Here is a 26,760-nt window from a genome sequence, read left to right on the forward strand (position 1 = left end):
GGCGTTCAAAACCCGCGCCAACGCCAAAGTCTACGTGTCGGTACTCCCGGCAGCAGAAGCAGCAGAATAACCCGGTGAGGCCTAGCAACCCCTGCCGGAGACCAGCTCCCCGGCAAGGCGACTAGGCAGTCGACCGCGCGACAAGATGAGAAGGGGAGCCGGAATCCGGTTCCCCTTTTGTCTTTTTCGTCGTGAGGGCGGCTGAAAATGAGACTGTATCTGAGCTCCTACCGGATCGGCGACCGCGCCGGTTCACTTCTCACGCTCCTGAGCGGCGGTCAGGAAAAGTTGCAGACTTTTCCGGTTCGACCGCGCGACCGCTCGAACACCAACGGCTGGCACGCCGCCATTATCGAGAACGCGCTCGACAACATTTCCCCTGCAGCGCGCGAGCTCTATCGCCACGAGGCCTATGACCCGGTCTCGGAACTGGGCTCGCTTGGCATCGCCGCCACGCCGCTCGACCTCCGCCAGTTCTTTGGCCATCCGGAGGGCTTACGGGCCCGGCTGAGCCAGTTCGATCTGGTGTGGGTGACCGGCGGCAATGCGTTTGTGCTGCGCCGCGCCATGAAGCAGTCTGGATTCGATGACGTCATTGTCGACATGCTCGACAATGACGAGATCGTCTATGGCGGTTTCTCGGCCGGCGCCGTGGTGGCGGCGCCCAGCCTCGAGGGCATTCACCTGATGGATGATCCCGACGAGGCGCCCCAGGGCTACGACCGCGAGACCATCTGGGATGGCCTCGGGCTGATCGACCACGCCATCGTCCCGCATTATCGCTCGCCGCACTCCGAAAGCCCGGCAGCAGAACGCGCCGTTCGGCACCTCTGCAGCCGCGGCCTGCGCTATCGCGCGCTCCGCGATGGCGAAGTGATCGTCTGGACCGAAAACCGGCTGGCCTCGGTCGAGCCGACGCGGAGGATTGCCTGATGGCGACGCTCGACGACGACGACGATTTCGTGCCCCGGCGGCGGACCCAGCTGATGGGCCCAGCCGCGCAGGCGAAAGCGCTCGCCGAGGCGACCGCTAGACTGGCGGCCCGCCGGCAGCGCGATGCGCTGCCGCACCGCATCGAGACGCCGCGCCTGGTGCTGCGGGCTCCGATCCGCGGCGATGTCCCCGAGCTGGTGAAGCTCGCCGACAACAAGGCGATCGCCGACAGGCTGACGCGCCTGCCGCACCCCTATACCCGCGCCGACGGCATCGGCTTCGTCGAGATCATCGCGCAGCGGCCCGACGAGCGGCCCTATGCGATCACGCTCGACGACCAGTTCATCGGTGTGGTCGGCTTCCACCTCGTCGTGGGAGAGTTGCCCGAGATCGGCTACTGGCTGGGTGAACCCTATTGGGGTCGCGGTATCATGAGCGAAGCGGTGAAGGGCCTGACCGAGGCCGCCTTCGCCACGCACCTGTTCCCGCGCATCAAGGGACGGGCCCTTGCCAGCAATGCCGGCTCGCTCAACGTGATGCAGAAGGCCGGCTTCGTCCGCGTCGGTGAAGGCCCCGACCCTGCTGGCCGGGACCGGCCGACGGTCTATCTCGAGCTGGAGCAGCCGAAATGGAGCTGAGCACCGCACGCCTGCTGCTGCGGCCGATGCGCGACGATGACGCCGACGCGATTGTCGACGCACTCAGCGACTTCGAGGTTACCCGCTACCTGACCGTGGTGCCCTTCCCCTATACCACGGCGGATGCCCGCGAGTGGATCGGTATGCAGCAGCCGGCGGTTCCCGGCGCGGCGCACTTTGCCATCGAACTGCCTGGGTCGGGCATGGTCGGCGTCGTGGGGATCGACGATAAACTGGGCTACTGGCTGAACCGCCGCTACCATGGCCGCGGCATCATGACCGAGGCGAGCACGGCCGTGCTCGACTGGCACTTTTCGGCCCGTCCCGACGATGTGGTGCAGTCTGGCGCCCATGTCGGCAATGCTGCCTCGCTCCGCGTCCAGAACAAGCTCGGCTTCATCGATACTGGCCTCCGCGACATGCGTTTTGTACGCTCGCAGGGCCGTGAGACCGAGCACGTCAACACCAGCCTCATTCGCGCCGACTACGAAGCGGCGCGTCGGCGGCTGAGGAGCAACTGATGGACGTAACCCTTCGCACGCCGCGCCTCACGCTCCGCCAGCCGGTGCTCGCCGATGCCTCGCGCATCGCGCGCTTCCTCGATAATTTCGCTGTGGCCGGCAACCTCAGCCGCGTGCCCTATCCCTATCGGCTGGCCGATGCCAAGGCGTGGCTGCGAACCTGGCGGCCCGATACGCCGGCCGGGGAAACCGGCTTCATGATCGACCTCGATGGCGAAGGGGTGATCGGCAATGTCGGCTTTCACCGCGACATCGAAGGCACGGTGATCGGCTACTGGCTGGCCCAGCCGTTCTGGAACCGCGGGCTGATGAGCGAAGCGGTGCGCGCCAGCCTCGACTGGTATTTCGAGACCACCGCAGCCCCCTCCCTCGCTTCCGGGGTGTTCCACTTCAACAAGGCCTCGCTGGCCATCCAGAAGAAGGCCGGATTCGTCGAGATCGGTACCTCGTCGCGCCTTTGCCTTGCGCGCGGAGAGGAGGTGCGCCATATCGACACCCAACTGACACATGCCGCCTGGCTGGCCCACCGACAGGCCAGCCGAGAAAGTACCAGATGAAATTCCTCGACCAAGCCAAGGTCTTCGTGCGCTCCGGCAATGGCGGTGCCGGCGCGGTGTCGTTCCTGCGCGAAAAATTCGTCGAGTTCGGCGGGCCCAATGGCGGCAATGGCGGGCGTGGCGGCGATGTCATCATCCGCTGCGTCGATGGCCTCAACACGCTGATCGACTACCGCTTCCAGCAGCATTTCAAAGCGGCCACCGGCACCCATGGCATGGGCAAGGATCGCCACGGCGCCAAAGGTGACGACGTGATCCTCAAGGTGCCGGTCGGCACCCAGGTATTCGAGGAAGATGGCGCGACGCTGATCGCCGACTTCACCGAGGTCGGCCAGGAGCTGACCCTGCTCGAGGGCGGCAATGGCGGCTTCGGCAACGCCCATTTCAAGACCTCGGCCAACCAGGCGCCGCGCCGCGCCAACCCCGGCCTGGTCGGGACCGAGAAATGGATCTGGCTGCGGCTGAAGCTGATCGCCGATGCCGGCCTCGTCGGGCTGCCCAATGCCGGCAAATCCACCTTCCTCGCCGCGGTCTCGGCCGCAAAGCCCAAGATCGCCGACTACCCGTTCACCACGCTTCACCCCAATCTGGGCGTCGTCACCATCGGCGAGCGCGACCTGGTGCTGGCCGATATCCCGGGCCTGATCGAAGGCGCGCACGAGGGCCAGGGGCTGGGGGACCGCTTCCTCGGTCATGTCGAGCGCTGCGCCATCCTGGTGCATCTGATCGATGGCACCCAGGAGGATGTGAAGACCGCCTACAAGACCATTCGCGGCGAACTCGCCGCCTATGCCGAAGAGCTGGCGGAAAAGCCGGAGATCGTCGTCCTCAACAAGATCGATGCGATCGATCCCGACGAGGTGAAGGAAAAGGTGAAGCTGCTGAAGCGCGCCAGCAAGGCCGAAGTCTTCACCTGTTCGGGTGTCACCGGCGAAGGCGTCGACAAGGTGCTCTATCGCATCGTCGCGCAGATGGATGCCGACAAGGCCGAGCGCGAAGAACTCGAGCGCCGCAAAGCCGAGCCCACCTGGGTGCCGTGATGAACCTCGCATTCTACAGCGCTTGGCTACCCCTCACCCTAACCCTCTCCCCAAAGGGGAGAGGGGACGCACTTTGCACCGGCCGTGCCCCCGTCGCCCCCTCGCCCCTTCTAGGGGGCGCAATAATAGCGCCCCCGGGGGGAGAGGGCTGGGGTGAGGGGCTCCCCACGACGGGCACGTCCAGATGACCAATGCCCTCGCGCCCTACCGGCGCATCACCATCAAGATCGGCTCGGCGCTCCTGGTCGACGGCGCGACCGGCAAGCTCCGTGCCGCCTGGCTCGCCTCGCTCGCTGCCGACCTCGCCGCGCTCAAGACCCAGGGCGTATCGCTGGTGATCGTCTCTTCGGGCGCCATCGCGCTTGGACGGCGGCTGCTCAACCTCGACGCGCGCAACCTGCCGCTCGAGCAGAGCCAGGCCGCCGCCAGCGCCGGCCAGATCGCCCTCAGCCAGGCCTGGGCCGCGGCCCTCGCCGAACATCAGATCGTCACCGGGCAGATTCTCCTCACCCCCAACATCACCGAGGAGCGGCGCTACTTCCTCAACGCCCGCACCACCATTTCGACGCTGCTGGGTCTGGGCGCCATTCCGATCATCAACGAGAACGATTCCGTCGCTACGGCCGAGATCCGCTATGGTGACAATGATCGCCTCTCGGCCCGCGTCGCCACCATGATCGAGGCCGACTGCCTGATCCTGCTCTCCGATGTCGACGGGCTCTATACCGCGCCGCCGAGCAAGGATCCGAACGCCGAGCACCTGCCCTTCGTCGCGGCCATCACCCCCGAGATCGACGCCATGGCGGGCGGCGCCGCCAGCCATCTCTCTCGCGGCGGTATGACCACCAAGGTCGAGGCCGGCAAGATCGCCACCCAGGCCGGCACCGCGATGATCATCGCCAAGGGCACTGAAGATCACCCGCTGCGCGCCCTGACCGACGGCGTGCGGCACACCCTGTTCGCGCCGGCAGAGTCTCGGGCTCAGGCGCGCAAGCGCTGGATCATGGGGCATCTCGAGCTGCTCGGCGCCATCCATGTCGATGCCGGCGCCGCCCGCGCCCTGCTTGACGGCAAGAGCCTGTTGCCGATCGGCGTCACCCGCGTCACCGGCGAGTTCGGTCGCGGCGACGCCGTTGCCATCCTGGGTCCCGATGGGCGCGAGATCGCCCGCGGCCTTGCCGGTATGGGCCGGGAGGAGGCCGACCTGGTAAAGGGCAAGAACTCCCGCGTCGTCTCCGACCTGCTCGGCATCGGCACGCGGTCGGAACTCATCCATCGTGACAACATGGTGGTGCTGATGGGCCTGGAGGCCAAAGTCTGATGAGTGCACTAGCAGCTGTCGCGAGCGACCTCTCCACCGTCATGCTCGAACTAGGCCGCCGGGCGCGTGCCGCCGCCGCCGTGCTCGCCTTCGCCAGCCCCGAAAGCAAGCTTAAGGCACTGCACGCCGCCGCCGACGCCATCGACGATCGTCGCGACGATATCCTGTCGGCCAATGCGCTCGATATGCGCGCCGCCGAGAGCAAGGGGATTTCCAAGGCCTTCCTCGACCGGCTGCAGCTCAACGACAAGCGCATCGACCTGATGATCGAGGGGCTGCGCACCATTGCCGAGCTTCCCGATCCGGTCGGCCGCGTGCTGGCGGAATGGACGCGACCGAATGGCATGACCATCCGCCGCGTCTCGACCCCGCTCGGCGTCATCGGCGTCATCTTCGAGAGCCGCCCCAATGTCACTGCCGATGCCGGCGCGCTGACGCTGAAGGCCGGCAATGCGGTGATCCTGCGCGGCGGTTCGGACAGCGTCAACTCGTCGCGCGCCATCCACGCCTGCCTCGTCACGGGGCTCAAGGCCGCGGGCCTGCCCGCCGACGCGATCCAGATCGTCCCCACGACCGATCGCGCCGCGGTTGGCGACATGCTGGCGGGGCTCGGCGGCGCCATCGACGTCATCGTGCCGCGGGGTGGCAAGACCCTGGTCGCCCGCGTCCAGGCCGAAGCGCGCGTCCCGGTCTTCGCCCACCTCGAAGGCATCTGCCACACCTATATCGACAAGAGCGCCGAGCTGCAGATGGCAGTGGACGTGACGCTCAACGCCAAGATGCGCCGCACCGGCATCTGCGGCGCCACCGAGACGCTGCTGGTGCATCGCGACATGGTCGCGACGCACCTCAAACCGGTGATCGCGGCGCTGGTTGCCAAGGGCTGCGAGATTCGCGGCGACGCAACGGTGCTGTCGCTGATCCCCGAGGCGGTCGCCGCGACCGAACAGGACTGGCACACCGAATATGAGGACGCCATCCTTTCGGTGAAGGTGGTGGCCGATGTCGGCGAGGCCATTGCCCATATCGGCAAATACTCTTCGCATCACACCGAGGCGATCATCACCGAGGATGCTACGAGCGTCGCCCGCTGGTTCAGCGAGATCGACAGCGCCATCCTGCTCCACAACGCCTCGACCCAGTTCGCCGACGGCGGCGAGTTCGGCTTCGGCGGCGAGATCGGCATCGCCACGGGGAAATTCCATGCCCGCGGGCCCGTGGGCGTCGAGCAGCTGACGAGCTTCAAATACCTCGTCGAAGGCACGGGGCAGACCCGGCCGTGACCGATAGAGACGGCCCCCTCCCATCCTCCCCCATAAAGGGGGAAGTGCCGCATCCAGTGCTTGGCACGATCGAGCCGCAGTCTCGACTCTTCACGTCCCGCTTTATGGGGGAGGCCGGGAGGGGGCCGTCTCTGTCAGTCGGTACACGCACGTGACCCTTCCCCCCGACATCACGGCCCTCCCTCCCTTCGGCTCGGGCCTGCGCATTGGGCTCTTCGGCGGCAGCTTCAACCCGATCCACGAGGGCCACCGGCTGGTGGCCGAGCAGTGCCTCAAGCGCCTCGACCTCGATGCGGTGTGGCTGCTGGTCTCCCCCGGCAACCCGCTGAAGGATCATTCCGAACTCGCCCCGCTCGAGACCCGCGTTCGCGCCGCCCGCGAGCTCACCGCCAATCCCAGGATCCATGCCACCGGCGTCGAGGCGGTGCATCGCTTCCACTTTACCGTCGATACGCTCGAGTGGCTGGTCGCTGCCTGCCCCGATACCCACTTCGTCTGGATCATGGGGGCGGACAATCTCAGCCAGTTCGACCGCTGGGAGCGCTGGCAGGATATCGCCGCCTTGCTGCCGATCGCCGTCTACGCCCGCCCCGGCTCGACCTTTCGCGCCACGGTGAGCAAGGCCGCCATCGCCCTGAAGAAGTATCGCCTGCCCGAGGCGGCTGCCGAAGCGCTGGCGAGCAGCAAACCGCCGGCCTGGGTTTACCTGCACGGCATCACTTCGCCGCAGTCTTCGAGCGCCATCCGGGCTCGCGGCAAAGCTTCGGCCGAATGATTACCTGCCGCCGCCTTGCAGAACGGCAGACGAAGCGTCATATTGAAGGAGTAGTGGTTATTCGCCACTCAGGATGGGACAGGATTGATAGCTACGCTTCCGCTAGCCTTTCGACCCAACAACCAAGGACAGCTGAAACACGCATGAACCGTGCTCGTGTTGCATGGGCTGAGGCCGTTTGATGGCATCGCCCAAAAAGAAGACCGAAACCGCGCCGGCCGCAGAAGCGCCGGAACCCCACATGATCGATCTGGTGCTGCAGAGCCTTGACGACGCCAAGGCCGAACAGACCGTTGCCATCGACATCACCGGCAAGTCGTCGCTCACCGACCATATGGTGGTGACCTCCGGCCGGTCCAACCGTCACGTCAGCGCTGTCGCCGACCAACTGGTCAAGGTGCTGCGTGAGCATGGCTTCGGCAAGCCGCGGATCGAAGGACTGCCGCACGCCGATTGGGTGCTGGTCGATGCCGGTGACGTCATCGTTCACATCTTCCGGCCCGAAGTGCGCGAGTTCTACAACATCGAGAAGATGTGGGCGGCCGATTTCGCTGCCGACGGTCGCTGACATCCATGTCGCCCGTGATCGAACCGGAAAAGTCTGCAACTTTTCCCGATCACGCTGGCATTTAGCGGCCGTCTGCCTTGCGAATTGCCATCGCCGCCATCGGCCGGATGAAGCAGGGCCCCGAGCGTGAACTGGTCGCGCGCTATCTCGACCGCGCCAAGGCGACGGGCAAGCCGCTGGCGCTGACCGGCTTCGATGTGCTCGAATTCGCCGAGTCCCGCGCCACGACCAGCGATGGCCGCAAGGCCGACGAGGCGTCGACGCTCCGCTCCGCCCTTCCCGAAGGTATTCGCATTGCCCTCGACGAGCATGGCAAGACCATGCCATCGGCCGCCTTTGCCAACCAGCTCGCCCGCTGGCGCGACGATGGCCGGCCCGCTGTCAGCTTCATCATCGGCGGCGCCGACGGGCTTGACCCGGCTTTCGTGCGCGAAGCCGACCTGACCATCAGCTTCTCTCCCCTCACCTGGCCGCACCAGCTGGTCCGCATCATGCTGGCCGAGCAATTGTACCGGACCACGACGATCCTTTCGGGGCATCCGTACCATCGGGAGTGAGATGCCACGTTGGGGCTGGTCTAGTCGGCAGTCGGCAGTCGGCAGTCGAAGCAGACCTCCCTTCGCGTCCCACCGCCTACTGCCTACTGCCTACTGCCTACTGCCTACTGCCGAATACGCTCCCCCCGCCATCCAAAAGACAAACCCCCGGACTATCGGGCTCTGCGCTATGGTCGCGTGATCATGATTCGGGTGAACCAGGAAGTTTGATGCCGGCAACGGGCTGGTCGAGACGTGCAATCGCCGCGGGCGCCGCTCTGGCGCTGGCGCTTGCTACCGCCGCGCTCGCTCAGCAAGCGACGCCGGAAGCTCCCGCTCCATCGGATGTTACCGGGCCGGATGCTACGGCGCCGGCAGCCGCTCCTGCCGATACCGCCACCACGCCTGCCGATGCCGCGCCTCCCGCGGCCGCCGCCCCCGCAACCGACCTCAACCTCCGCCCCGCCGTCGACGCCGCGGCGCCCACCATGGCGACATCAGGTGGGCCAGCCGATACCGAGATGGCCGCCCAGCAGCAGGCCCTCGACGAGATCGAAGCCTCGATCTCCGTCACCAAGGAACGCGCCGACGCGCTGAAGAAAGAAATCGCCGACATGCAGGGCGATCGCACCAAGCAGAATGCTGCGCTGATCGCCGCAGCCGAGCGGGTGAAGCGCGCCGAAGCCGATATCGTGGCGCTCGAGGACAAGCTCGGCGACCTGATCGTAGAGGAACTCGAAGTGCGCGGCCGGCTCGATGGCGCCGACGAGAACATCTCCAACGTGCTCGCAGCGCTGGAGCGGATTTCGCGCAACCCGCCGCCGGCCCTGATCGTCAACCCCTCCGACGCGCTCGGCTCCGCCCGCTCCGCTATCCTCCTCTCGGCCATCATGCCCGAATTGCAGAAGAAGGCCGACACCGTGATGGCCGACCTCACCGAACTCGGCAAGATCAAGGCCGATGCGCTGGAGCAGCAGGGTAAGCTCGAGGCGAACCTGCAGATCCTCGAAGAGGAGCAGTTGCGCATCGGCACGCTGATCGCGGCGCGCAAGGAGAACGAGAACCGCGCCACTACCGCGCTTGCGGCCGAAGAGGCGGAGGCCCAGGCACTTGCAGATAAGGCCACCTCGCTGAAGCAACTGATCGACGACCTGCAGAAGCGCGCTGCCGCCGTCGCCACCGCCGCCGAGGCCACCGCCACGGCAAACGCCGGCGGCGCCACGCCGACGCTCGACAAGGACACCGTCCGCCTCGCCCTCGCCAATACCGACCGCACCGAACCGGCCGTGCCCTTTGCCCAGGCCAAGGGCTTCCTCGCCATGCCTTCGAGCGGCGTCACGGTGATCGACTATGGCGCCGGCGATGGTTTCGGCGGCATCTCGCGCGGCCTCTCGGTCGTCACCCGCGCCGACGCCCAGGTGGTCTCACCCGCTGATGGCTGGGTGATGTTTCAGGGCGACTACCTCAATTATGGCCAAATCGTCATCCTCAATGCCGGTCAGGATTACACCATCCTGCTGGCCGGGCTGGCCAAGGTCGATGTGCAGATCGGCCAGTTCGTGATGATGGGAGAACCCGTCGGCACCATGGGATCACAGACAATTGGCCGTACCGTTGCGACCAGTGCTGGTGTCTCCCGACCGACCCTCTATATTGAAATGCGAAAGAACAACGAGCCCGTCGACCCCACGGGATGGTGGTCAGTGGCTCCTGTTCCAACCCAGAGTGGATAGAATTTGATGCGCTTGACGCCCCTCCGCATAGTCGCTTCGATGGCTGCCGTGTTCACGCTCGGCCTCGCCTGTGCACCGCTGATTGCGCAGGACCAGACGCCGGCTGCCGATGCCACCGCTCCCGCCAGCGCGCCGCGCAGTGCCGACGAGGTCTATTCCGATCTCGACCTGTTCGGTGAAGTGTTCGACCGCATCCGCGCCGAGTACGTCGAAGCTCCCGATGAGCGCAAACTCATCCACGCCGCGCTGCAGGGCATGCTGACCTCGCTCGACCCGCATTCGGGCTATATGGAGCCGGTCGAGTATTCCGACGTGCAGGAAGACACCTCCGGCCAGTTCGGCGGCCTCGGCATCGAAGTGCAGATGGAAGACGGGGTGATCAAGGTCGTCTCGCCCATCGACGATACCCCGGCAGCCAAAGCCGGTATCCTCGCCAACGATTTCATCGTCGAACTCGACGGCACCCAGGTGCAGGGCCTGACGCTCGACCAGGCGGTCGAGAAGATGCGCGGCCAGGTCGGCACCAAGATCACCGTCACCGTCGTGCGCGAAGGCGTCACCGAACCGTTGAAGTTCGAGCTGACCCGCGATGTCATCGCCACCCGTGCCGCCCGCATGACCATGGAAGGCGATGTCGGCGTCATCCGTCTCGCCCGCTTCTCCGAGCAGGCCTTTGTCGGCGTGCAGAAGGCCATCGACGACATCTACAAGGCCGCTGACGGCAAGGCGCCCAAGGGCATCATCCTCGACCTGCGCAACAACCCCGGCGGCCTCGTCGACCAGGCGGTGTTCGTTTCCGACGCCTTCCTCAAGCAGGGCGCCGTGGTGCTGACCCGCGGGCGCATCGAGCAGGAAAGCGCCCGCTACGACGCCAAGCCCGATGCGCTGGACCAGAAGCTTGCTGACGTGCCGATGGTGGTGCTGATCAATGGCGGCTCCGCCTCTGCCGCAGAGATCGTCGCCGGCGCGCTGCAGGATCATAAGCGCGCCACGGTCGTCGGCACCCGCTCGTTCGGCAAGGGCTCGGTGCAGTCGATCATCCCGCTCGGCGCCGATGGCGCCATGCGGCTGACCACGGCGCGGTACTACACCCCGAACAACCGCTCGATCCAGGCCTCCGGCATCCAGCCCGACATCCTCATCACCCAGGACGTGCCCGAGGAGTTCAAGGGCCGCGACGAAATCATCGGCGAAGCGGCGCTTCCCGGCGAGATCGGTGGCGGCACCGAGGAAAAGGCCACAGTCGGCTCGTCCGTCTATGTCCCGGCCGAGAAGGAAAAGGACAATCAGCTGCAATACGCCATCAAGCTGATAGACGGCCTCGAGACCAACGAAGCCTTCCCGCCCAAGGCGGCCGGTTAACGAGATCTCAAGCGGCAGGGTTAACGCTTCCTTACCCTTTGCCCGTCACACAATGAGCCTGATGCGGGGTGGCGATTCGCCGCCCCGTTTGATTCCCGGAGCGTGGCCAGGTTCGGCCGCGCCGCCCCGCCCCCTGGGATGAAGGCCAGACGATGACCGAGCTCAGCGCGCCCCTCGTTCGCCGCAAAGCCAGGCAGGCCAAGACCGCCAAGGCGGCCGCCGGCAGTGCCTCCCCCCGCCACATCCCGGTCACCCGCATCGCCCTGGGGCTCGTCGCGCTGATTGCCGTCGGCGTCACCGCCCGCATCATGCTGGTCGACGACCCCGATGGCGGCCGCCCCAGCGCCACCGTCGATATTGCGGGCGCCAACCCAGCCAACAGCGTCGCCGGCGCCGTGGCGGCGCCCGGCGAAGTGACCATCACTGCCGACCCGGAAATGTTTCCGGTTGCATCGGCCGACACAGTTTCGGAGCCGGCCGATACGCTGGTGATCGATCCGGCGGCGAACGATCCCGAAATGCTCGAGGAAACCGAGTTCGGCGCCATCCCGCGCATTTCCGGCACCGGCCTCCGGCCGTTCGACGTCTACTCCCGCCCTTCCGACACGCCGGCCACGTCCGGCGGCAAACCGTTGATTGCCATTATCGTCTCCGGCCTGGGGCTCAACACCGAAGGTACGCTCGATGCCATCAGCAAGCTGCCCGAGGAGGTGACGCTCGCCTTCGCCCCCTACGGCAAGACGCTCGATCGCACCGTCGGCGCCGCCCGCGCCGAGGGGCACGAGCTGTTCCTCGAAGTGCCGCTCGAGCCGTTCGACTATCCCGAGAACGACCCCGGCCCGGACACCCTGCTCACCGGCCAGGCGCCACGCGACAATCTTTCGAAGCTGTTCAAGGTGATGAGCAGCTTCCCCGGCTATGTCGGGCTGATCAACAATATGGGCGCCCGCTTCACGGCGTCGGGTGCCGATTTCGGCCCGATGATGGAGGAACTCGGGGCGCGCGGTCTCGGTTATCTCGATGATGGCTCGTCCAACCGCTCGCTCGCCCCTCAGCTCGCTCGCGCCAACCGTGTCCCCTTTGGTCGGGTGAACGCAGTGGTCGACGCCAACCCGGCGCGCGGACCGATCCTCGCCGCCCTCGCCGACCTTGAACGACAAGCCCGCGACAAGGGCTATGCCATCGGCATCGTCTCTGCCTTGCCGGTCTCGATCGAAGCGGTTACCGAGTGGGCGAGGGCCCTCCGCGAGCGCGGCATCGAGATCGTGCCGGCCAGTGCCCTGATGGCGGGAGAACCAAACTGATGCCCAAACGCGAAGAGATGCCCTACCGCGATTGCGTCGGCATCGCCGTGTTCAACGCCCAAGGCCTGGTGTTCGTCGGTCGCCGCATGCCCGATGGTTCGGCCGACCGCACCGAGGTCGACGCGCCCTGGCAGATGCCACAGGGCGGCATCGACAAAGGCGAAGCCCCGATCGAAGCGGCGTGGCGCGAGCTGTTCGAGGAGACCTCCATCCGCACCGCCGAACTCGTCGCCGAAGCGCCGGAATGGATCTACTACGACCTTCCGGACGAAGCGCTCGGCATTGCACTCAAGGGCAAGTATCGCGGCCAGCGCCAGCGCTGGTTCGCCTTCCGCTTCACCGGCAATGACAGCGAGATCAATGTCAGCGCCCCGGGCGGCGGCGCGCACCCCGCCGAGTTCGATAAATGGCGCTGGGAAAAACTCGAGACGCTGCCCGACCTGATCGTCCCGTTCAAACGGGATGCGTATTTGCAGGTGGTGGAGGCGTTCAGGGACGTACCGGCGGGCGGGCGGGGGTAGAGCGGGGTCCCTAACTGAAGCGGATGGCCTCCTCCCGGCCTCCCCCATAAAGGGGGAGGTGCAGAGTCGAGGCCCTGTCCTCGATCGTGCCAAACAGACCGACAGGCACCTCCCCTTTATGGGGGAGGATGGGAGGGGGCCGCCTCTTTCAGCAGGCGCCCTTGCCACAAACCCCGTTCCGCGCCATCTGTTGCCCATGAAAACCATCGGCCTCATCGGCGGCATGAGCTGGGAATCCACCGCTCACTACTACGCCATCCTCAACCGCGAGACGGCGGCCCGGCGGGGCGGCCTGCACTCCGCCCCGGTCATCGTCCATTCGGTGGATTTCGCGCCCATCGAGGCAATGCAACGCGCCGGTAACTGGGACGGCGCCGGAGCGGTCCTCGCGGGCGTTGCCAGCTCGCTCGAAGCCCAGGGGGCCGGCGTCATCGGCCTCGCCACCAACACCATGCATATCTGCGCGCCTCAGATCGTCGCGGCGCTGACGGTGCCCTTCGTCCACATCGCGGCGCCCACTGCCGATGCGCTGCTGGCCGACGGGATCGGCAAGGTCGGGCTGCTCGGCACTCGCTTCACCATGGAGAAGCGCTTCTACATCGAGGGCCTCGAACAGCGCGGCCTCGAAGTGCTGGTGCCCGATGTCGGCATCACCAACCTCAACGGCATCATCTACGAGGAACTCTGCCTCGGCATCGTCAGGGACGAGTCGCGCCGCACCTATGTCGACGCCATCACGCGGCTGCAGGCCCGCGGCGCCGAAGCGGTGATCCTCGGCTGCACCGAGATCTGCATGCTGATCGACGACAGCGTCAGCCCGCTGCCGACCTATGACACCACGGACCTGCATGCACGGGCGCTGGTGGCGGCGGCTTTGGCTTGAAGGGCTGACTGATAGAGACGGCCCCCTCCCGACCTCCCCCATAAAGGGGGAGGTGAAGAGGCGGGGCTCTGTCTTCGATCATGCCGAGTGAACCGGCGGGCACCTCCCCCTTCATGGGGGAGGATGGGAGGGGGTCGTCTGCTTCAGTCGGTCCAGGCGCGCCCCTAAGCCGCGCGCCGCATCCCGGTGGCCTGCTCCACCACCTGGAACACCTCGACGATCCGATCGAGTTCGGTCGCCTGCGCTTCGGTCTGCTCGATCGCCGCGTTGGTTTCCTCGACCAGCGCCGCGTTGTGCTGGGTCATCTCGTCCATCTGCCGCACCGCGGTGTTGACCTCTTCGATTGCCGAGGCCTGCTCCTGGCTGTCGCGGGCAATCTTCTGCATCAGCTGGTTCGACGAGCGCGCGGCGGCGAGGATCGCCTCGAGCTTCTCGGCTGCTTCCGCCACGAGGCGCGAACCGGCCTTCACCTCCCCGCCGGACTGCTCGATCAGCGCCTTCACTTCGCTCGAGGCACCAGCCGCCGACTGCGCCAGGCGCCGTACTTCCACTGCCACAACGGCGAAGCCCTTGCCGGCATCGCCGGCGCGCGCCGCTTCCACCGAGGCATTGAGCGCCAAGAGGTTGGTTTGGAAGGCGATGTCGTCGATCATCCCGATAATGTTGGAGATCTTGCCCGATGAGGTGGTGATCCGCTCCATCGCCGCATTGGCCTCTTGCATCACGCCGCCGCCCTGCTCGGCCGCCAGCGTCACCTGGCCCGAGGCTTCGCTTGCCTGTTGGGCATTCTGGGCATTGGCGGTGACGGTGGAGGCAAGCTGCTCCATCGCCGCCGACGTCTCTTCGATGGTAGCCGCCTGCTTGGTGGTGCGTTCGCTCAGGTCGTTCGCACCCGACAGGATCTCTCCGGTCGCCGTCTTCAGCGAGCGCGACGTGCCCTTCAACTGCCCAACGATCTCGGTCAGCCGTTCGGCCACCGCATTGGTATCGTCCTTCAGTCGCGCGAAGGCGCCGCCATACTGGCCATGCACTCGCTGCGTCAGGTCGGTCTGGGCCAGCGCCGACAGCACTTCGCCGGTCTCGCTCAGCCCGCGGTCGACCGTCTCGACCAGGGCGTTGACGCTGCCGGCGAGGGCATTGAGTTCGGCATCGGGGAACTCGGCGGCGACGCGCCTGGAGAAATCGCCGTCGATCGCCGCGTCGACCACGCCACCGAAGGCCTGCTGCAGCTCGGCCATCATCTTCACCCGCGCTTCCTGGTCGCGGATGATGCGCACGGCTTCGGCCTCGGTCATTTCGGCGACCTTCTTGCCGTTCTCGCGGAACACTTCAACGGCGCGCGCCAGCGTACCCACCTCGTCAACGCGCTCGGTGCCCGGCACGGTGACCGAGTAATCGCCTTCCGCCATCACCTTGACGGTGCGGCCCATCGCGCCGAGCGGCCCGCCGACCAGTTGCCGGATCAGTCCGAACAGGATGGCACAGGCGGCGAGCACGCAGATCGCTGACAGGAGGATAATCGTGGTGCGGCCTTCGTTCACCGCCGCCTGCAGCGTCGCCAGCGGCACGCTCGTTACCACCACCCAGCGGTCCTCCGTGCCGCCGACGCTGAACGGCGCCGCCGTCTGGCGCATCTCGGCGTTGTCGGCTTCCTTGGCGGTGTTGTCGGCCAGTGCCGCCGTGACGATGCCATGCATCGGGTCGGCCGCCTCCAGTGTCTTGCCGATCATCGTGGGATCGGGGTGCGCAACCACGATGCCCTTGGCCGAGATCACCGCGACATTGCCGGTACCGAACGGCTTCAACTCCGCCATCCGGGTGTTGATGTCGCTGAGCGACAGGTCGACGCCGCCGGTGCCGAGGTAAGTCGCGCCATCGGTGATCGGCGCACCGAACGACATGATCAGCATGTCCTTGCCGGCTACCGTATAGTTGTAGGGCTCGATCGCCACGGCGCGCCCCAGCGCCTTGGGCTGCAGGTAATAGTCGCCGGCGCCCGGCTGGTCGTAGCCGGTCAGCGCCTCCAGCACCACCGAACCCGAACCGCGGTTCCAGTACGGGATATAGCGGCCGGTCGCATCGTGGCCGGGCTTGTTCACCGCGGCAGCGTCGTTGCCGTCGAGCGCGTTGGGCTCCCAGCCCGACCAGGCGCCGAGTAACCCGGGATTGCGTTCGAGGAACTGCCGGATGGTCGCGTCATAGACGGCACGATCCTTGATCCCCGCCGTGTGCAGCCCCTGCAACGCCGTGACGATCCCCTCGGCCGCCCGCTCGCCGCGCAGCAGATCGGTCGAGACCTGCGCCGCGATACCTTGCGTGGTTTCCGCCTGCAGCTGGCGCGTCTGCGCCTCCATGGTGCCGCCGACTTGCTGCACCAGGAGCGTCATGCCGATGGCGAACACGGCGGTAAGGGCCGCGCCGCCGAGCAGCGCGACCTTGAGAGAGAGGGAACGAATACGCATGCGGGGAACGGCTCCTGCCGAATAGTGCTTTCTCGCGTATTCAGCGCAGTCCGCCGTTAAAGAACGGTCAACCACGCTGGCCCCGATGCCAAAATAATAGGCAGCGCCCGGCACTAAGAGCGAGACCCCGGCCAGTCGCCGGGGTCCGCGGGCACCGCCGCCAGCGGCTTGCTAGAACTCGGCCCAGTCCTTGGCCACCGCCGCATTGCCCTCACTGAGATAGCTGCGCGCCGCCGCCTTGACCTTCTGCTGCAGGGCCTTGACGCTGCCGGGGCGCGGCTCCGCCGGCACCGGCATCGTGGCGCCGCCCTCCTCGATCGAGAACACGTCGACGATCTTGTCGAGCTCGGTTGCCTGCCCTTCGGTCTGCTCGATCGCCGCATTGGTCTGTTCCACCAAGGCGGCGTTCTGTTGCGTCATCTCGTCGAGCACCCGCACTGCCGAGCTGACCTCCTCGATCGCGCCCGCCTGCTCGCGGCTCGCCGTGGCGATGCCCTCGATCAGGTTCGAGCTCTCGCGCGCCGTCTCGAGCATGGCGACCAGCTTTTGCGCCGCCTCCGCCACCAGTTTCGAGCCGCCCGCCACTTCGGCGCCCGACTGCTCGATCAGCGCCTTGACTTCGCTCGATGCGCTCGCTGCCGACTGCGCCAGCCGCCGCACTTCCACCGCCACCACGGCAAAGCCCTTGCCGGCATCTCCCGCTCGCGCCGCTTCCACCGACGCGTTGAGCGCCAGCAGGTTCGTCTGGAAGGCGATGTCGTCGATCATCCCGATGATGTTGGAGATCTTGCCCGACGAGGTGGTGATCCGCTCCATTGCCGCGGTCGCCTTCTCCATCACCGCACCGCCTTCGGTTGCCGTCTTGCTGACGTCCTGCGCCTTGATCGAGGCATCGGCTGCCCGCTTGGCGTTCTCGGTGACGGTTGAGGCCAGTTGTTCCATCGAGGCGGAGGTCTCCTCGATCGTCGCCGCCTGCTTGGTGGTGCGCTCCGAAAGATCGTTGGCGCCCGACAGGATTTCACCGGTGGCCGTCTTCAGCGCCCGCGACGTCGTCTGCAGCGAGGTGACGATCTCGGTGATCCGCTCCAGCGAAGCGTTGAACGCCTGCCGCAGCCCCTCGTATTGCCCGGTGAACTGCGTATCCACCCGCCCACCCAGGTCGCCGTCGGCCATCCGCGCCAGCGAGGTCTTCAACAGCTCGATGATCGCCTCGGATTTCTTGCGTTCGGTGATGTCACTGGCAAACTTCACCACCTTCATCGGCTTGCCGGCGGCATCGAATACCGGGTTGTAGGAGGCCATGATCCAGACCTCCTTGCCGCCCTTGCCGAAGCGCTTGAACTCCGACGAAATGAACTCGCCGGCACGCAGCCGGGCCCAGAACTGCTCGTACTCGGCACTCGCCCCATAGCTCGGCTCGACGAACATGCGGTGGTGCCGACCCTGGATTTCCTCGAGGCGATAGCCCAGCGTCGCAAGGAAGTTCTCGTTGGCGCTGACAATGGTGCCGTCGAGCCGGAACTCGATCACCGCCTGCGACCGGCTGATGGCCGCCACTTGCCCGGCCATGTCGGCGGCGCGGTTCTTCTGCTCGGTGATGTCGGAGGCGAATTTGATCACCTTGATCGGCTTGCCCGCCTTGTCGAGGATCGGGTTGTAGCTGGCCTGCAGCCAGATCTCCCGCCCTCCCTTGCCGAAGCGCCGATACTCGCCCGACTGGAACTGCCCCGCCCCCAGCGAGCGCCAGAACTCGGCGTAGTCCTGCCCCTGCGCCTGAACCGGATCGACAAACATCCGGTGGTGCTTGCCCTGGACTTCCTCCAGCGTATAGCCCGTGGCTCCTAGGAAGTTGGCGTTTGCCGTAATGATGGTGCCATCGAGCTTGAACTCGATCACCGCCTGGCTGCGCATGATCGCGTCGACCTTGCTGCGGTCATCCGAATGCGACGCACCGGAAAACCCGGCGAAAATTGATTGACCCATGACTTCTGCCCCCAAAAACCGCTTCTGCGGATCCGGCGCAATTTCAGCGCATATCCGCTTGAGGAACCTCCAAGCCGGGCATGCGTAATAACGCGCGGTACACCATGAGGGTGCGCCTTCACGCGTCCGTGAGCAGTTGCTGCTCAACTACGTAGTGATGCGTAGTTGAGCCTTTCTCGGCGCTGCAACGAAAAAGGGCGCCAAATGGCGCCCTTTCGCTGGCAATATTCCGGTGGTGGGCAGGCGAGGCGGCAGCCCGTTTCGTCAGCGACGCGCCGCCTAGAACTCGTTCCAGTCCGTACTGATCGCGGCATTGCCCTGGCTGAGATAAACCTGCCGCGCCGCCCTCCGTGGCACCGCCGGTGCGGCGCCCGCCTCGGCAACGGTGAACACATCGACAATACGGTCCAGTTCGCCTGCCTGCGACTCCGTCTGTTCGATCGCCGCATTAGTCTGTTCGACCAGCGCCGCGTTGTGCTGGGTCATCTCGTCGAGCGTGCGGACCGCTACGTTAACCTCCTCGATCGAGGAAGCCTGCGCCCGGCTCTCGCCGGCAATGCCCTGCAGCAGCTCGTAATTGGTGCGCGCCCCCTCGAGCATGATGCCGAGCTTGTTGGCTGCCTCCGCCACGAGCCGCGACCCACCGGCCACTTCAGTGCTCGATTGCTCGATCAATGCCTTCACCTCGGATGAGGCGCTTGCCGCCGACTGCGCCAGCCGCCGCACTTCCACTGCCACCACGGCAAAACCCTTGCCGGCATCGCCGGCCCGCGCCGCTTCGACCGACGCGTTGAGCGCCAGGAGATTGGTCTGGAAGGCGATATCGTCGATCAACCCGATGATGTTGGAAATCTTCGCCGACGATTGGGTGATCCGTTCCATCGCCGCCGTCGCTTCGCGCATCACCTCGCCACCCTGCTCGGCCGTGCGCGACACATCGGCCGCATTGCTGCTCGCCGATTCGGCGCGCTTGGCATTCTCGAGCACCGTCACCGCCAGTTGCTCCATCGCCGCCGAGGTCTCTTCGATCGTCGCCGCCTGCTTGGTGGTCCGCTCCGAAAGGTCATTGGCGCCCGACAGGATCTCGCCGGTCGCGACCTTCAGCGAGCGCGAGGTCGAGCGGAGGTTGGTCACCACTTCGGTCAGCCGGTCGCCGACCGCGTTGGTGTCATCCATCAGCTTCTTCAACGAGCCCGAATAACTCCCCTGCATGCGTCGGGTCAGGTCGGCCTGCGCCAGCGCCCCAAGCACCTGTGCGGTTTCACCGATCGAGGCATCCACCGTTTCCACCAGTTGGTTGACGCTGCGGGCCAGCACCTCGAGCTCCTGGTCGGCGAACTCGGCATCGACGCGGCGGCTGAAGTCGCCCTCGAGCGCTGCGCCGACCACATCGCCGATCTCTCGATTGAGTGCCGCCGCGGCATCGGCCCGCGCCACCGTCACCTTGGCGGTCGCTGCGGCCTCGCCGGCCAGGACGTCGCGGCTGCGCAGCGCCTCGCGGAAAATCCCGAGCACGCGGCCGAGGCCGTTGACCTCGGCAATCTTCTGTTTGCCATCCACCGTCACCTCGAGGTCTCCCTCGGACAGCCGGCGGAAGCCATCGGTCATGTCAGAAAGGGGCTTGGCCACGAAGCGTTGCGCCAGGAGCATTGTCGCCACCGCCAGCCCGAGGATCAGCGCCAGCCCGCCCCAGGTCGCGATGTCGGAAAGGTGGGCATTATCCTCGGCCGCCCTGAGTTGCGCCACATTGGCGGCTTCGATCGCATCGGATACGGCCGACATCTCGCCTTCGAGCACCTCGAAGCTCTGGTCGAACGCAACAAGGTCGGCCGTTGCGCCGGCAACATCGAACTCCGTCGCCTTCTCGACCAGCGCCAATGCGGCGTTGATGTAGGCGTCGAGCGGTCCTGAGAGGCCGTCGAGCGCCTGGCGAACATCGGCCGGCACGTCGAGATCTGCCTGCGAGGCGATCGTCTGCCTGAACGTGTCGCCATAGGTCTTTACGTCGACATAGGTGTCCTGGACCATGGTGATGTCGCCGGAGATCACCGCATAGAGGCTGCGGTACACCAGCCCGCGCATGCTGTCGTGCAGCATATCGGCGGTCATGTGCGCCCGCATCGAGCTCATCAGGGTCTCACTGCTGTGCCCCGATGCCTTGAACCCGGTCGAGACGTACAGGCTCGCCCCGGCCACCACGATGCCGGTCGCCACCAGGAGCATCGAAAGCCCGGACACCAGGGTCCCGAGCCGAATGCCCTTTGCCGCCGTCGCGGCACTCTCCCCGCTCCTCAACTTCATCCTGAAGCTCCCCTTCGTCGACCGAAGCCACCGCCTCCTGGCGGCCGAGGCGCGCGGCCGTTACCGCGCCCTTAATGGAACGTAGCTCAGCGTGGTTAATGCGTAGTTTCGGGTAGGAACGTCACTTGGAGCGTTCTCAGGAAAAGCTGCGGACTTCCACCGTTTCGAGCGCGCGACCAGATTGAGGGCCTAGAACTCTGCCCATTCGTCGGCCTTGATCGCGGTATTGCCGCGACTGAGGTAAGTCTTTGCTGCCGCCTGCACCTTGTGCTGGATCGCCTTGATTCCCTTGGGTGCGGCAACGTCCTCCAGGGGCGTGGCGACGTCGGCCCGGGCGTCGACGCTGAACACCGCCACGATCCGGTCGAGTTCCGTCGCCTGGGCTTCCGTCTGCTCGATCGCCGCATTGGTCTCTTCCACCAGCGCCGCATTGTGCTGGGTCATCTCGTCCATCTGCCGCACCGCGGTGTTGACCTCTTCGATCGCCGAGGCCTGCTCGCGGCTATCCCGCGCGATGCCCTCGAGCAGCTCGCGATTGCCGCGTACCGCCAGCAGCATCTGCTCGAGCTTGGCGGCCGCTTCCGCCACCAGCTTCGAGCCGCCCTGCACCTCGTTGGCCGATTGCTCGATCAACGCCTTCACTTCGGCGGACGCACTCGCCGCCGACTGCGCCAGGCGCCGCACTTCGACGGCCACCACCGCAAAACCCTTGCCGGCATCGCCCGCCCGCGCCGCTTCCACCGAGGCGTTGAGCGCCAGCAGATTGGTCTGGAAGGCGATGTCGTCGATCAGCCCGATGATGTTGGAGATCTTGGCAGAGCTCTCGGTGATCCGCCCCATCGCCGCATTGGCGTTGAGCATCACCGCGCCGCCGGCTTCTGCCGTCGTCGTCACCTCTGCGGCATTCTCCGACGCGCCGGCGGCGCGCTGGGCATTGGCCAGCACCGTGGTCGCCAGTTGCTCCATCGCCGCCGAGGTTTCCTCGATCGTCGCTGCCTGCTTGGTGGTGCGCTCGCTGAGGTCATTGGCGCCCGACAGGATCTCGCCCGTCGCGGTCTTCAGGTCGAACGAGGTCTTCTGCAGCTGTCCGACAATGTCGGTCAGCTTCTCCGCCACCGTGTTGGTGCTATCCTTGAGCAAGGCGAAGGCGCCTTGATAATCGCCCTCGATCCGCCGGGTGAGGTCGGCCCCGGCCAGCGCGGCAAGCACCGAACCGGTCTCCTCGATCGAGCGGCCCATGGTCTCGAGCAGCAGGTTCACCGACCCTGCGAGGCCATTGAGTTCGGCATCGGCAAAGTCCGAGGCGACGCGCGCCGAGAAATCTCCGGCGACAGCTGCGCCGACCACTGCCCCGAACGAACCCTGCAGTTCCTGCATCATCTTGCGGCGCTTGGCTTCGTCGGCGAGTACCCGCTGTACGTCTGCGTCGGTCATCTCCCGCACCTTGAGCAGGTTGGCGCGGAACACCTCGACGGCCCGTGCCATGTCGCCCAGTTCGTCGTGCCGGCCTGCCCCGCTCACCGAAACCTCGAGATTGCCCTCCGCCAGCGCCGAGGCGGTCCGCGTCAGCCGCGTCATCGGCGCCGTAACGTGACGCATCAGGAACAACCCCAACGCTGCGATGGCGACGGCTGCGATGCCGAGTCCGATCAGTCCGTTGACCGCCTGCTTCGACAGAATGTCGTCGCGATGGACCGTCAGGTCCCACGCCATGGCGAAGCCGCCAACCAGCGCATGTTCCTTGCCGAAGAAGGCAGGAAAGGCTGCATAGTGGACGCCATCGGAGACCCGTGACACCAACGCGGCGCCGCTCGCGGCTTCCGCCGCGACGGTGGCCGCCACTTCTGCCCGCGCCGGATCGGCGCCGAACAGCAGCAGCGGCGCGCCCTGTGCATCGACCGCGCTTGCACTGACCAGGCCGAAATCCGGATCCGCTTCATAGCCCGCCAGCGCCTGGCTGACCGGCTCGAGCTTGGCGAACCGGATGCTGCCGGCGAACTGCTCCGCCAGCACCGCAATCATCTTGTCCTGCTGATCGCTCAAGGTGCTCTCGACGCTCTGCAGGTTGCTCAGCGAACTGAGGAACATGGTGAGGCCGACGACTCCCAGCAGCGTCGCCGCCATGGGGACCAGAATCGCCGGAGCGAGATTGATGCGCATCGCCATCGTCGGCCTCCCTGCCTAGAGCATCGACAGGTCGACGCCTGCCGTAATCGACCCGATCGGAGCGCCGGTAGCGGGGTCGGTGATGGTGATCGAGACCTGGCTCTGGAACGTCTGGGTCGACTCGTCCTGTTCGACCTCGCCCAGCGCCACGGCGTCGGCGCCCGCGCCGAAACTCAGCGTGAACTTGTCTTCATCTCCCTGCCAGTAGTCCGAGGTGACTGTCGACTGCGCGACATTCAGCCCAACCGCATCGGTCGCGAAGATCTCGGTGAACAGGCCTGCGCTCTCGGCCTGAACGCCGACCAGGTACTTCGACGCCTCGTTCGCGAGGGTCGCATCGATCATCGGCTTGGACGCAGCATCCACCTCGGCGCGCCATTGCTTGTCGAGTTCATCGATCTTGGCGGCATCGTAGCCGGCCGAGACCTGGTTCTGCGCCATGATGGCAGCGATCAGGGTCGGGTTCTGGGCGACCTCGCGGAGCTGGCCCTGGGCAAGGGCGGTCAGTGGCTCGGCGAACTCATTGTCCGCTGCATGGCTGACGGCCAGCGGACCGGCGAGGCCGGCCACCAGGGCTGTGGCGAGGATAAGGGGGTGGCGGGACATGGGTAGGCATCTCCTTCTGGATGGCCGGCCGGGTCGGCCCGGACGACAGGCAACGTTGCGGGCTCGCTTCGCGAGCCGGCTCGATAGGTCGAGTCTCGTGACTTGTCGGATGCAGTTCAGCAGCCGCAGCGGTCGTCCAGCCGCTGTCTCCCAAGTCTCGGTATCTGCATTCCCGATACGGACAATTGCGCATGTGTCGTTAAGGTTCGGTGAATTGCTTCTGGACGTGAATTTATGACTGGTCGGCTCAGGTTGGGGGCGGAGCTGCGGCTGTCCCACACGTAGGATGGGCGCCCGGCGGGGCGCCCATGACGGCCAACGCTCTAGAACTCTGCCCAGTCGTCGGCCTTGATGGCGGTGTTGCCGCGGCTGAGATAGGTTTTGGCCGCTGCCTTCACCCGCTGTTCCAAGGCCTTGATGCCGCGCTGCGGCGGCAGTTCCACCACCGGCGAGACTGCCTCGGCCTTGCCGTCGACAGTGAATACCGCGACGATCCGGTCGAGTTCCGTCGCCTGCGCCTCGGTCTGCTCGATCGCCGCATTGGTCTGTTCCACCAGCGCGGCGTTGTGCTGGGTCATCTCGTCCATCTGGCGCACCGCGGTATTGACCTCCTCGATCGCCGAGGCCTGCTCGCGGCTGTCGCGGGCGATGCCTTCCAGCAGCTCGCGATTGCCGCGTACCGCCAACAGCATCTGCTCGAGCTTGGCGGCCGCTTCCGCCACCAGCTTCGAACCGCCTTGCACCTCGTTGGCCGACTGCTCGATCAGCGCTTTCACTTCGCTCGATGCACTCGCCGCCGACTGCGCCAGGCGCCGCACTTCGACGGCCACCACCGCAAAGCCCTTACCGGCATCGCCGGCCCGCGCCGCTTCCACCGAAGCGTTGAGCGCCAGCAGGTTGGTCTGGAAGGCGATGTCGTCGATCAGCCCGATGATGTTGGAGATCTTGGCCGAGCTCTCGGTGATCCGCCCCATCGCCGCATTGGCGCTCAGCATCACCGCGCCGCCGGCTTCTGCCGTTGTCGTCACCTCCGCGGCATTCTCCGACGCGCCGGCGGCACGCTGTGCATTGGCGAGCACCGTGGTCGCCAGTTGCTCCATTGCCGCCGAGGTCTCTTCGATGGTTGCCGCCTGCTTTGTGGTGCGCTCCGAGAGGTCATTGGCGCCCGACAGGATCTCGCCCGTCGCGGTCTTCAGGTCGAACGAGGTCTTCTGCAGCTGCGTCACGATGTCGGTGAGCTTCTCGGCCACCGTGTTGGTGTTGTGCTTCAAGCGCGCGAACTCACCTTCATAGGCGCCATCCATGCGCCGTGTCAGGTCGGCCTCGGCCAGCGCCTCGAGCACGTCGCCGGCCTCGTTCAGTCCGCTCGCCACCGTATCCATCAGCCCGTTGAAGTTGTTGGCGATGCGCTCGATGTCGGCATCGGCGAAATGCGCATCGATGCGCTGCGTCAGGTCGCCCCTCAACGTCGCCGCCACCACGCCATCGAAGGCGTTCTGGAAGCTCAGCATCATCTGGGCGCGCTCGGCCGCCTTCTCGTGCCGGCTGCGTTCGTCCTCGTTCATCTCGGCGACGCGGATGCCGTTCTCCTTGAACACCTGCACCGCGGCGGCCATCTGGCCGATCTCGTTCTTCTCGCCCGCATAAGGAACTTCGGTGGCAAAATCCCCCTCTGCAATCCTCGCCATCGTCTGCGTCACCCGGGTCAGCGGGGTCGAGAGGTACCGTGTAGCGACATAGAGCGCGGCCCCGACGCCGGCGAGCAACCCAAGCAGCGTCGCGCTTGCCACCACCGGCAGGATCAGCGTCTCGAAGCCGGCAATCTCGGCTGTGATCGCCTCGAAATGCGCCTGGTCGTTCTCCACCACGGCGTCGATTTCGGCCTGATAGGCCTTGCGGTTGGCGCGGTTGGCCTCGTTATTGCCCTGGGCGTCGGCCTCAGCCGGATCGATCGTTGCGAGCCGCGCCGTCTCCGCCCGGAACTGCCGGAACTCTGCGGTGCGCGCCACCACCTGGTCGAAGGCCGGCCGGTCCGCCGCCGGCACCAGCGGCTGCCATTGGGCCAGGTGCGCATCGATCTTGTCGAGCGACTTGAGCAACCCCTCGGCGAACGGCGCGGCCTTCTCGACATTGGGCGCGGCGTAGATGCCGCGTGCATCCATCACCACTGCCGTCACCAGCCGGTTGAGATGCTCGCCATTGAAGGCCCGCTGCGATGCCGCCTCAAGTTGCTCCGTCCGCTCGGTGAACGATGTGGTGACGTACATGGCAAGGCCGCCGATCGCCGAGACCACCAGGCCCATCACGGCAACGATAAGGAAAAGGCGGGTCCGGATCTTCATTGGTCTGCGCTCGCTCTGCTTCTGGAGTGGACGACGAAAGGCAATGACTGGGCGCGTCCGGAATTGTTTCCGGTCAACGGCCTCGTTCTGTTGGGGATCAATTGGGCGCGGCTCCACCACTGGTCGCGGCTGTCCTGGCCTCGACGCGGTTAGTCTTGCTGCATTCCCGATGCCGACAATTACGCAGTTTGCCTTAAGGGATGGTGAATTGCTTCGGGTTGCGCATTTAGGAACAGATGACCGCGACCAGGGTGCCTGAGCACCGTTCCCTCATCCCCGCGGTGTCACCCCGGCGAAGGCCGGGGCCCATCCTGAGGTGCCGAATAGGACCTCAACCCCGCCCCGGCTGTCATCCCTGCGAAAGAAAGGACCCAACTCACCACTCGCGCCAGCGGATATATGGGTCCCTGCTTTCGCAGGGATGACATCGAGTTGGAGCGGACGATCGTGCCTCCAAAAACAAAAACGGGCGCCCCGCAGGACGCCCGTTTCAAATCCTTCGATGTCGCCCGCTCAGTGCGCGGTCGAACCCGTGCCGACCGACGCATCGAGCAGCAGGTTCCGCCAGCCGTCGATCTCTTCCTGCAGGCGCATTTCTTCGTCGGCGGTGTTCGCGGCCTGCTGGGCGGTGAGCCCGGCGGCGATCAGCCCCTCGATCTTGGCGCGGTCGAATTCGGCAATGTCCTGCGCTTCTTCGGCGAGGATGGTCAGCCCTTCGGGCGATACATCGGCAAAGCCGCCGCGCACGTAGTAGACGTGGCTGATCCCGTCATTGCGGACGACAGTCACGAAGCCCGGCTTCAGCGTGGTCATCAGCGGCGCGTGGTCGCCCAGCACGGTGAAATAGCCATCGGCGCCCGGCACGGTCACCGACTTCACGGTCTCCGACAGCAGCAGCCGCTCGGGCGAGACGATTTCGAGTTTG

Annotated in this window: 22 protein-coding genes; 15 read left to right on the top strand and 7 right to left on the bottom strand. The window is 66.0% G+C overall.

All coding sequences use genetic code 11. The features are described 5' to 3' along the window. Positions 1 to 207: 207 nt before the first annotated feature. The 15 genes from VGV07_RS26630 to VGV07_RS26700 all read left to right on the top strand — a co-directional run bounded on the left by VGV07_RS26630 (position 208) and on the right by VGV07_RS26700 (position 13,975). Positions 208 to 933: a Type 1 glutamine amidotransferase-like domain-containing protein gene (locus tag VGV07_RS26630; RefSeq protein WP_326871762.1), complete on the top strand. Its 726-nt coding sequence runs from the start codon at positions 208 to 210 to the stop codon at positions 931 to 933. Beyond that, entirely contained in the window at positions 933 to 1,571 is a 639-nt protein-coding gene (locus VGV07_RS26635) for a GNAT family N-acetyltransferase (RefSeq protein ID WP_326871763.1), read from the top strand. Before VGV07_RS26630 ends, VGV07_RS26635 begins: the two co-directional genes overlap by 1 nt. Further along, positions 1,562 to 2,092: a GNAT family N-acetyltransferase gene (locus VGV07_RS26640; RefSeq protein WP_326871764.1), complete on the top strand. Its 531-nt coding sequence runs from the start codon at positions 1,562 to 1,564 to the stop codon at positions 2,090 to 2,092. Before VGV07_RS26635 ends, VGV07_RS26640 begins: the two co-directional genes overlap by 10 nt. Next, a complete protein-coding gene (locus tag VGV07_RS26645) occupies positions 2,092 to 2,649 on the top strand; it encodes a GNAT family N-acetyltransferase (protein WP_326871765.1) in 558 nt (185 codons plus the stop codon). The genes VGV07_RS26640 and VGV07_RS26645 overlap by 1 nt, the downstream gene beginning before the upstream one ends. Further along, a complete protein-coding gene (gene obgE, locus VGV07_RS26650; protein ID WP_326871766.1) occupies positions 2,646 to 3,689 on the top strand; it encodes a GTPase ObgE in 1,044 nt (347 codons plus the stop codon). The genes VGV07_RS26645 and obgE overlap by 4 nt, the downstream gene beginning before the upstream one ends. 184 nt (positions 3,690 to 3,873) lie before the next feature. Next, the gene (proB, locus tag VGV07_RS26655) at positions 3,874 to 5,010 is read left to right on the top strand and encodes a glutamate 5-kinase (RefSeq protein WP_326871767.1); all 1,137 of its coding nucleotides are present in this window, start codon (positions 3,874 to 3,876) and stop codon (positions 5,008 to 5,010) included. Then, complete coding sequence (locus VGV07_RS26660) at positions 5,010 to 6,293, top strand: glutamate-5-semialdehyde dehydrogenase (RefSeq protein WP_326871768.1); 1,284 nt, start codon at positions 5,010 to 5,012, stop codon at positions 6,291 to 6,293. Before proB ends, VGV07_RS26660 begins: the two co-directional genes overlap by 1 nt. A 151-nt stretch (positions 6,294 to 6,444) precedes the next feature. Further along, positions 6,445 to 7,068, top strand: coding sequence for a nicotinate-nucleotide adenylyltransferase (locus VGV07_RS26665; protein WP_326871769.1), 624 nt, complete (start codon positions 6,445 to 6,447; stop codon positions 7,066 to 7,068). 181 nt (positions 7,069 to 7,249) lie between these two features. Then, positions 7,250 to 7,636, top strand: coding sequence for a ribosome silencing factor (rsfS, locus tag VGV07_RS26670; RefSeq protein ID WP_326871770.1), 387 nt, complete (start codon positions 7,250 to 7,252; stop codon positions 7,634 to 7,636). A 77-nt stretch (positions 7,637 to 7,713) separates the two neighbouring features. Next, positions 7,714 to 8,193 (top strand): 23S rRNA (pseudouridine(1915)-N(3))-methyltransferase RlmH, encoded by a 480-nt coding sequence (rlmH, locus tag VGV07_RS26675; RefSeq protein WP_326871771.1) that lies wholly within the window; start codon positions 7,714 to 7,716, stop codon positions 8,191 to 8,193. Between the two features lie 209 nt (positions 8,194 to 8,402). Beyond that, entirely contained in the window at positions 8,403 to 9,905 is a 1,503-nt protein-coding gene (locus tag VGV07_RS26680) for a murein hydrolase activator EnvC family protein (protein ID WP_326871772.1), read from the top strand. Between the two features lie 6 nt (positions 9,906 to 9,911). Further along, the gene (locus VGV07_RS26685; RefSeq protein ID WP_326871773.1) at positions 9,912 to 11,267 is read left to right on the top strand and encodes a S41 family peptidase; all 1,356 of its coding nucleotides are present in this window, start codon (positions 9,912 to 9,914) and stop codon (positions 11,265 to 11,267) included. 152 nt (positions 11,268 to 11,419) lie between these two features. After that, complete coding sequence (locus tag VGV07_RS26690) at positions 11,420 to 12,571, top strand: divergent polysaccharide deacetylase family protein (RefSeq protein ID WP_326871774.1); 1,152 nt, start codon at positions 11,420 to 11,422, stop codon at positions 12,569 to 12,571. Further along, positions 12,571 to 13,092 carry an RNA pyrophosphohydrolase gene (locus tag VGV07_RS26695; RefSeq protein ID WP_326871775.1) on the top strand — a complete coding sequence of 174 codons (522 nt, stop codon included), beginning with the start codon at positions 12,571 to 12,573 and terminating at the stop codon, positions 13,090 to 13,092. Before VGV07_RS26690 ends, VGV07_RS26695 begins: the two co-directional genes overlap by 1 nt. Before the next feature lie 196 nt (positions 13,093 to 13,288). Further along, a complete protein-coding gene (locus tag VGV07_RS26700) occupies positions 13,289 to 13,975 on the top strand; it encodes an aspartate/glutamate racemase family protein (protein WP_326871776.1) in 687 nt (228 codons plus the stop codon). Between the two features lie 164 nt (positions 13,976 to 14,139). On the opposite strand, the gene VGV07_RS26705 is transcribed toward VGV07_RS26700, so the two are convergent. From VGV07_RS26705 to VGV07_RS26735, 7 genes are all read right to left on the bottom strand, one after another. After that, on the bottom strand, positions 14,140 to 16,437 hold the full coding sequence (locus VGV07_RS26705) for a methyl-accepting chemotaxis protein (RefSeq protein ID WP_326871777.1): 2,298 nt from the start codon (positions 16,435 to 16,437) through the stop codon (positions 14,140 to 14,142). Between the two features lie 171 nt (positions 16,438 to 16,608). After that, positions 16,609 to 18,420, bottom strand: a complete 1,812-nt coding sequence (locus VGV07_RS26710; RefSeq protein WP_326871778.1) for a methyl-accepting chemotaxis protein — start codon at positions 18,418 to 18,420, stop codon at positions 16,609 to 16,611. A 279-nt stretch (positions 18,421 to 18,699) separates the two neighbouring features. Further along, on the bottom strand, positions 18,700 to 20,721 hold the full coding sequence (locus tag VGV07_RS26715) for a methyl-accepting chemotaxis protein (RefSeq protein ID WP_326871779.1): 2,022 nt from the start codon (positions 20,719 to 20,721) through the stop codon (positions 18,700 to 18,702). Between the two features lie 189 nt (positions 20,722 to 20,910). Next, complete coding sequence (locus tag VGV07_RS26720) at positions 20,911 to 22,887, bottom strand: methyl-accepting chemotaxis protein (RefSeq protein WP_326871780.1); 1,977 nt, start codon at positions 22,885 to 22,887, stop codon at positions 20,911 to 20,913. A gap of 15 nt (positions 22,888 to 22,902) precedes the next feature. Beyond that, a complete protein-coding gene (locus tag VGV07_RS26725; protein ID WP_326871781.1) occupies positions 22,903 to 23,493 on the bottom strand; it encodes a hypothetical protein in 591 nt (196 codons plus the stop codon). 323 nt (positions 23,494 to 23,816) lie between these two features. After that, on the bottom strand, positions 23,817 to 25,835 hold the full coding sequence (locus VGV07_RS26730) for a methyl-accepting chemotaxis protein (protein WP_326871782.1): 2,019 nt from the start codon (positions 25,833 to 25,835) through the stop codon (positions 23,817 to 23,819). Positions 25,836 to 26,348: 513 nt separating this feature from the next. Then, the coding region (locus VGV07_RS26735) for a F0F1 ATP synthase subunit epsilon (RefSeq protein WP_326871783.1) at positions 26,349 to 26,760 on the bottom strand (412 nt) is incomplete at its 5' end.

This window comes from Devosia sp., from assembly GCF_035944845.1.
Taxonomy (GTDB): domain Bacteria; phylum Pseudomonadota; class Alphaproteobacteria; order Rhizobiales; family Devosiaceae; genus Devosia_A.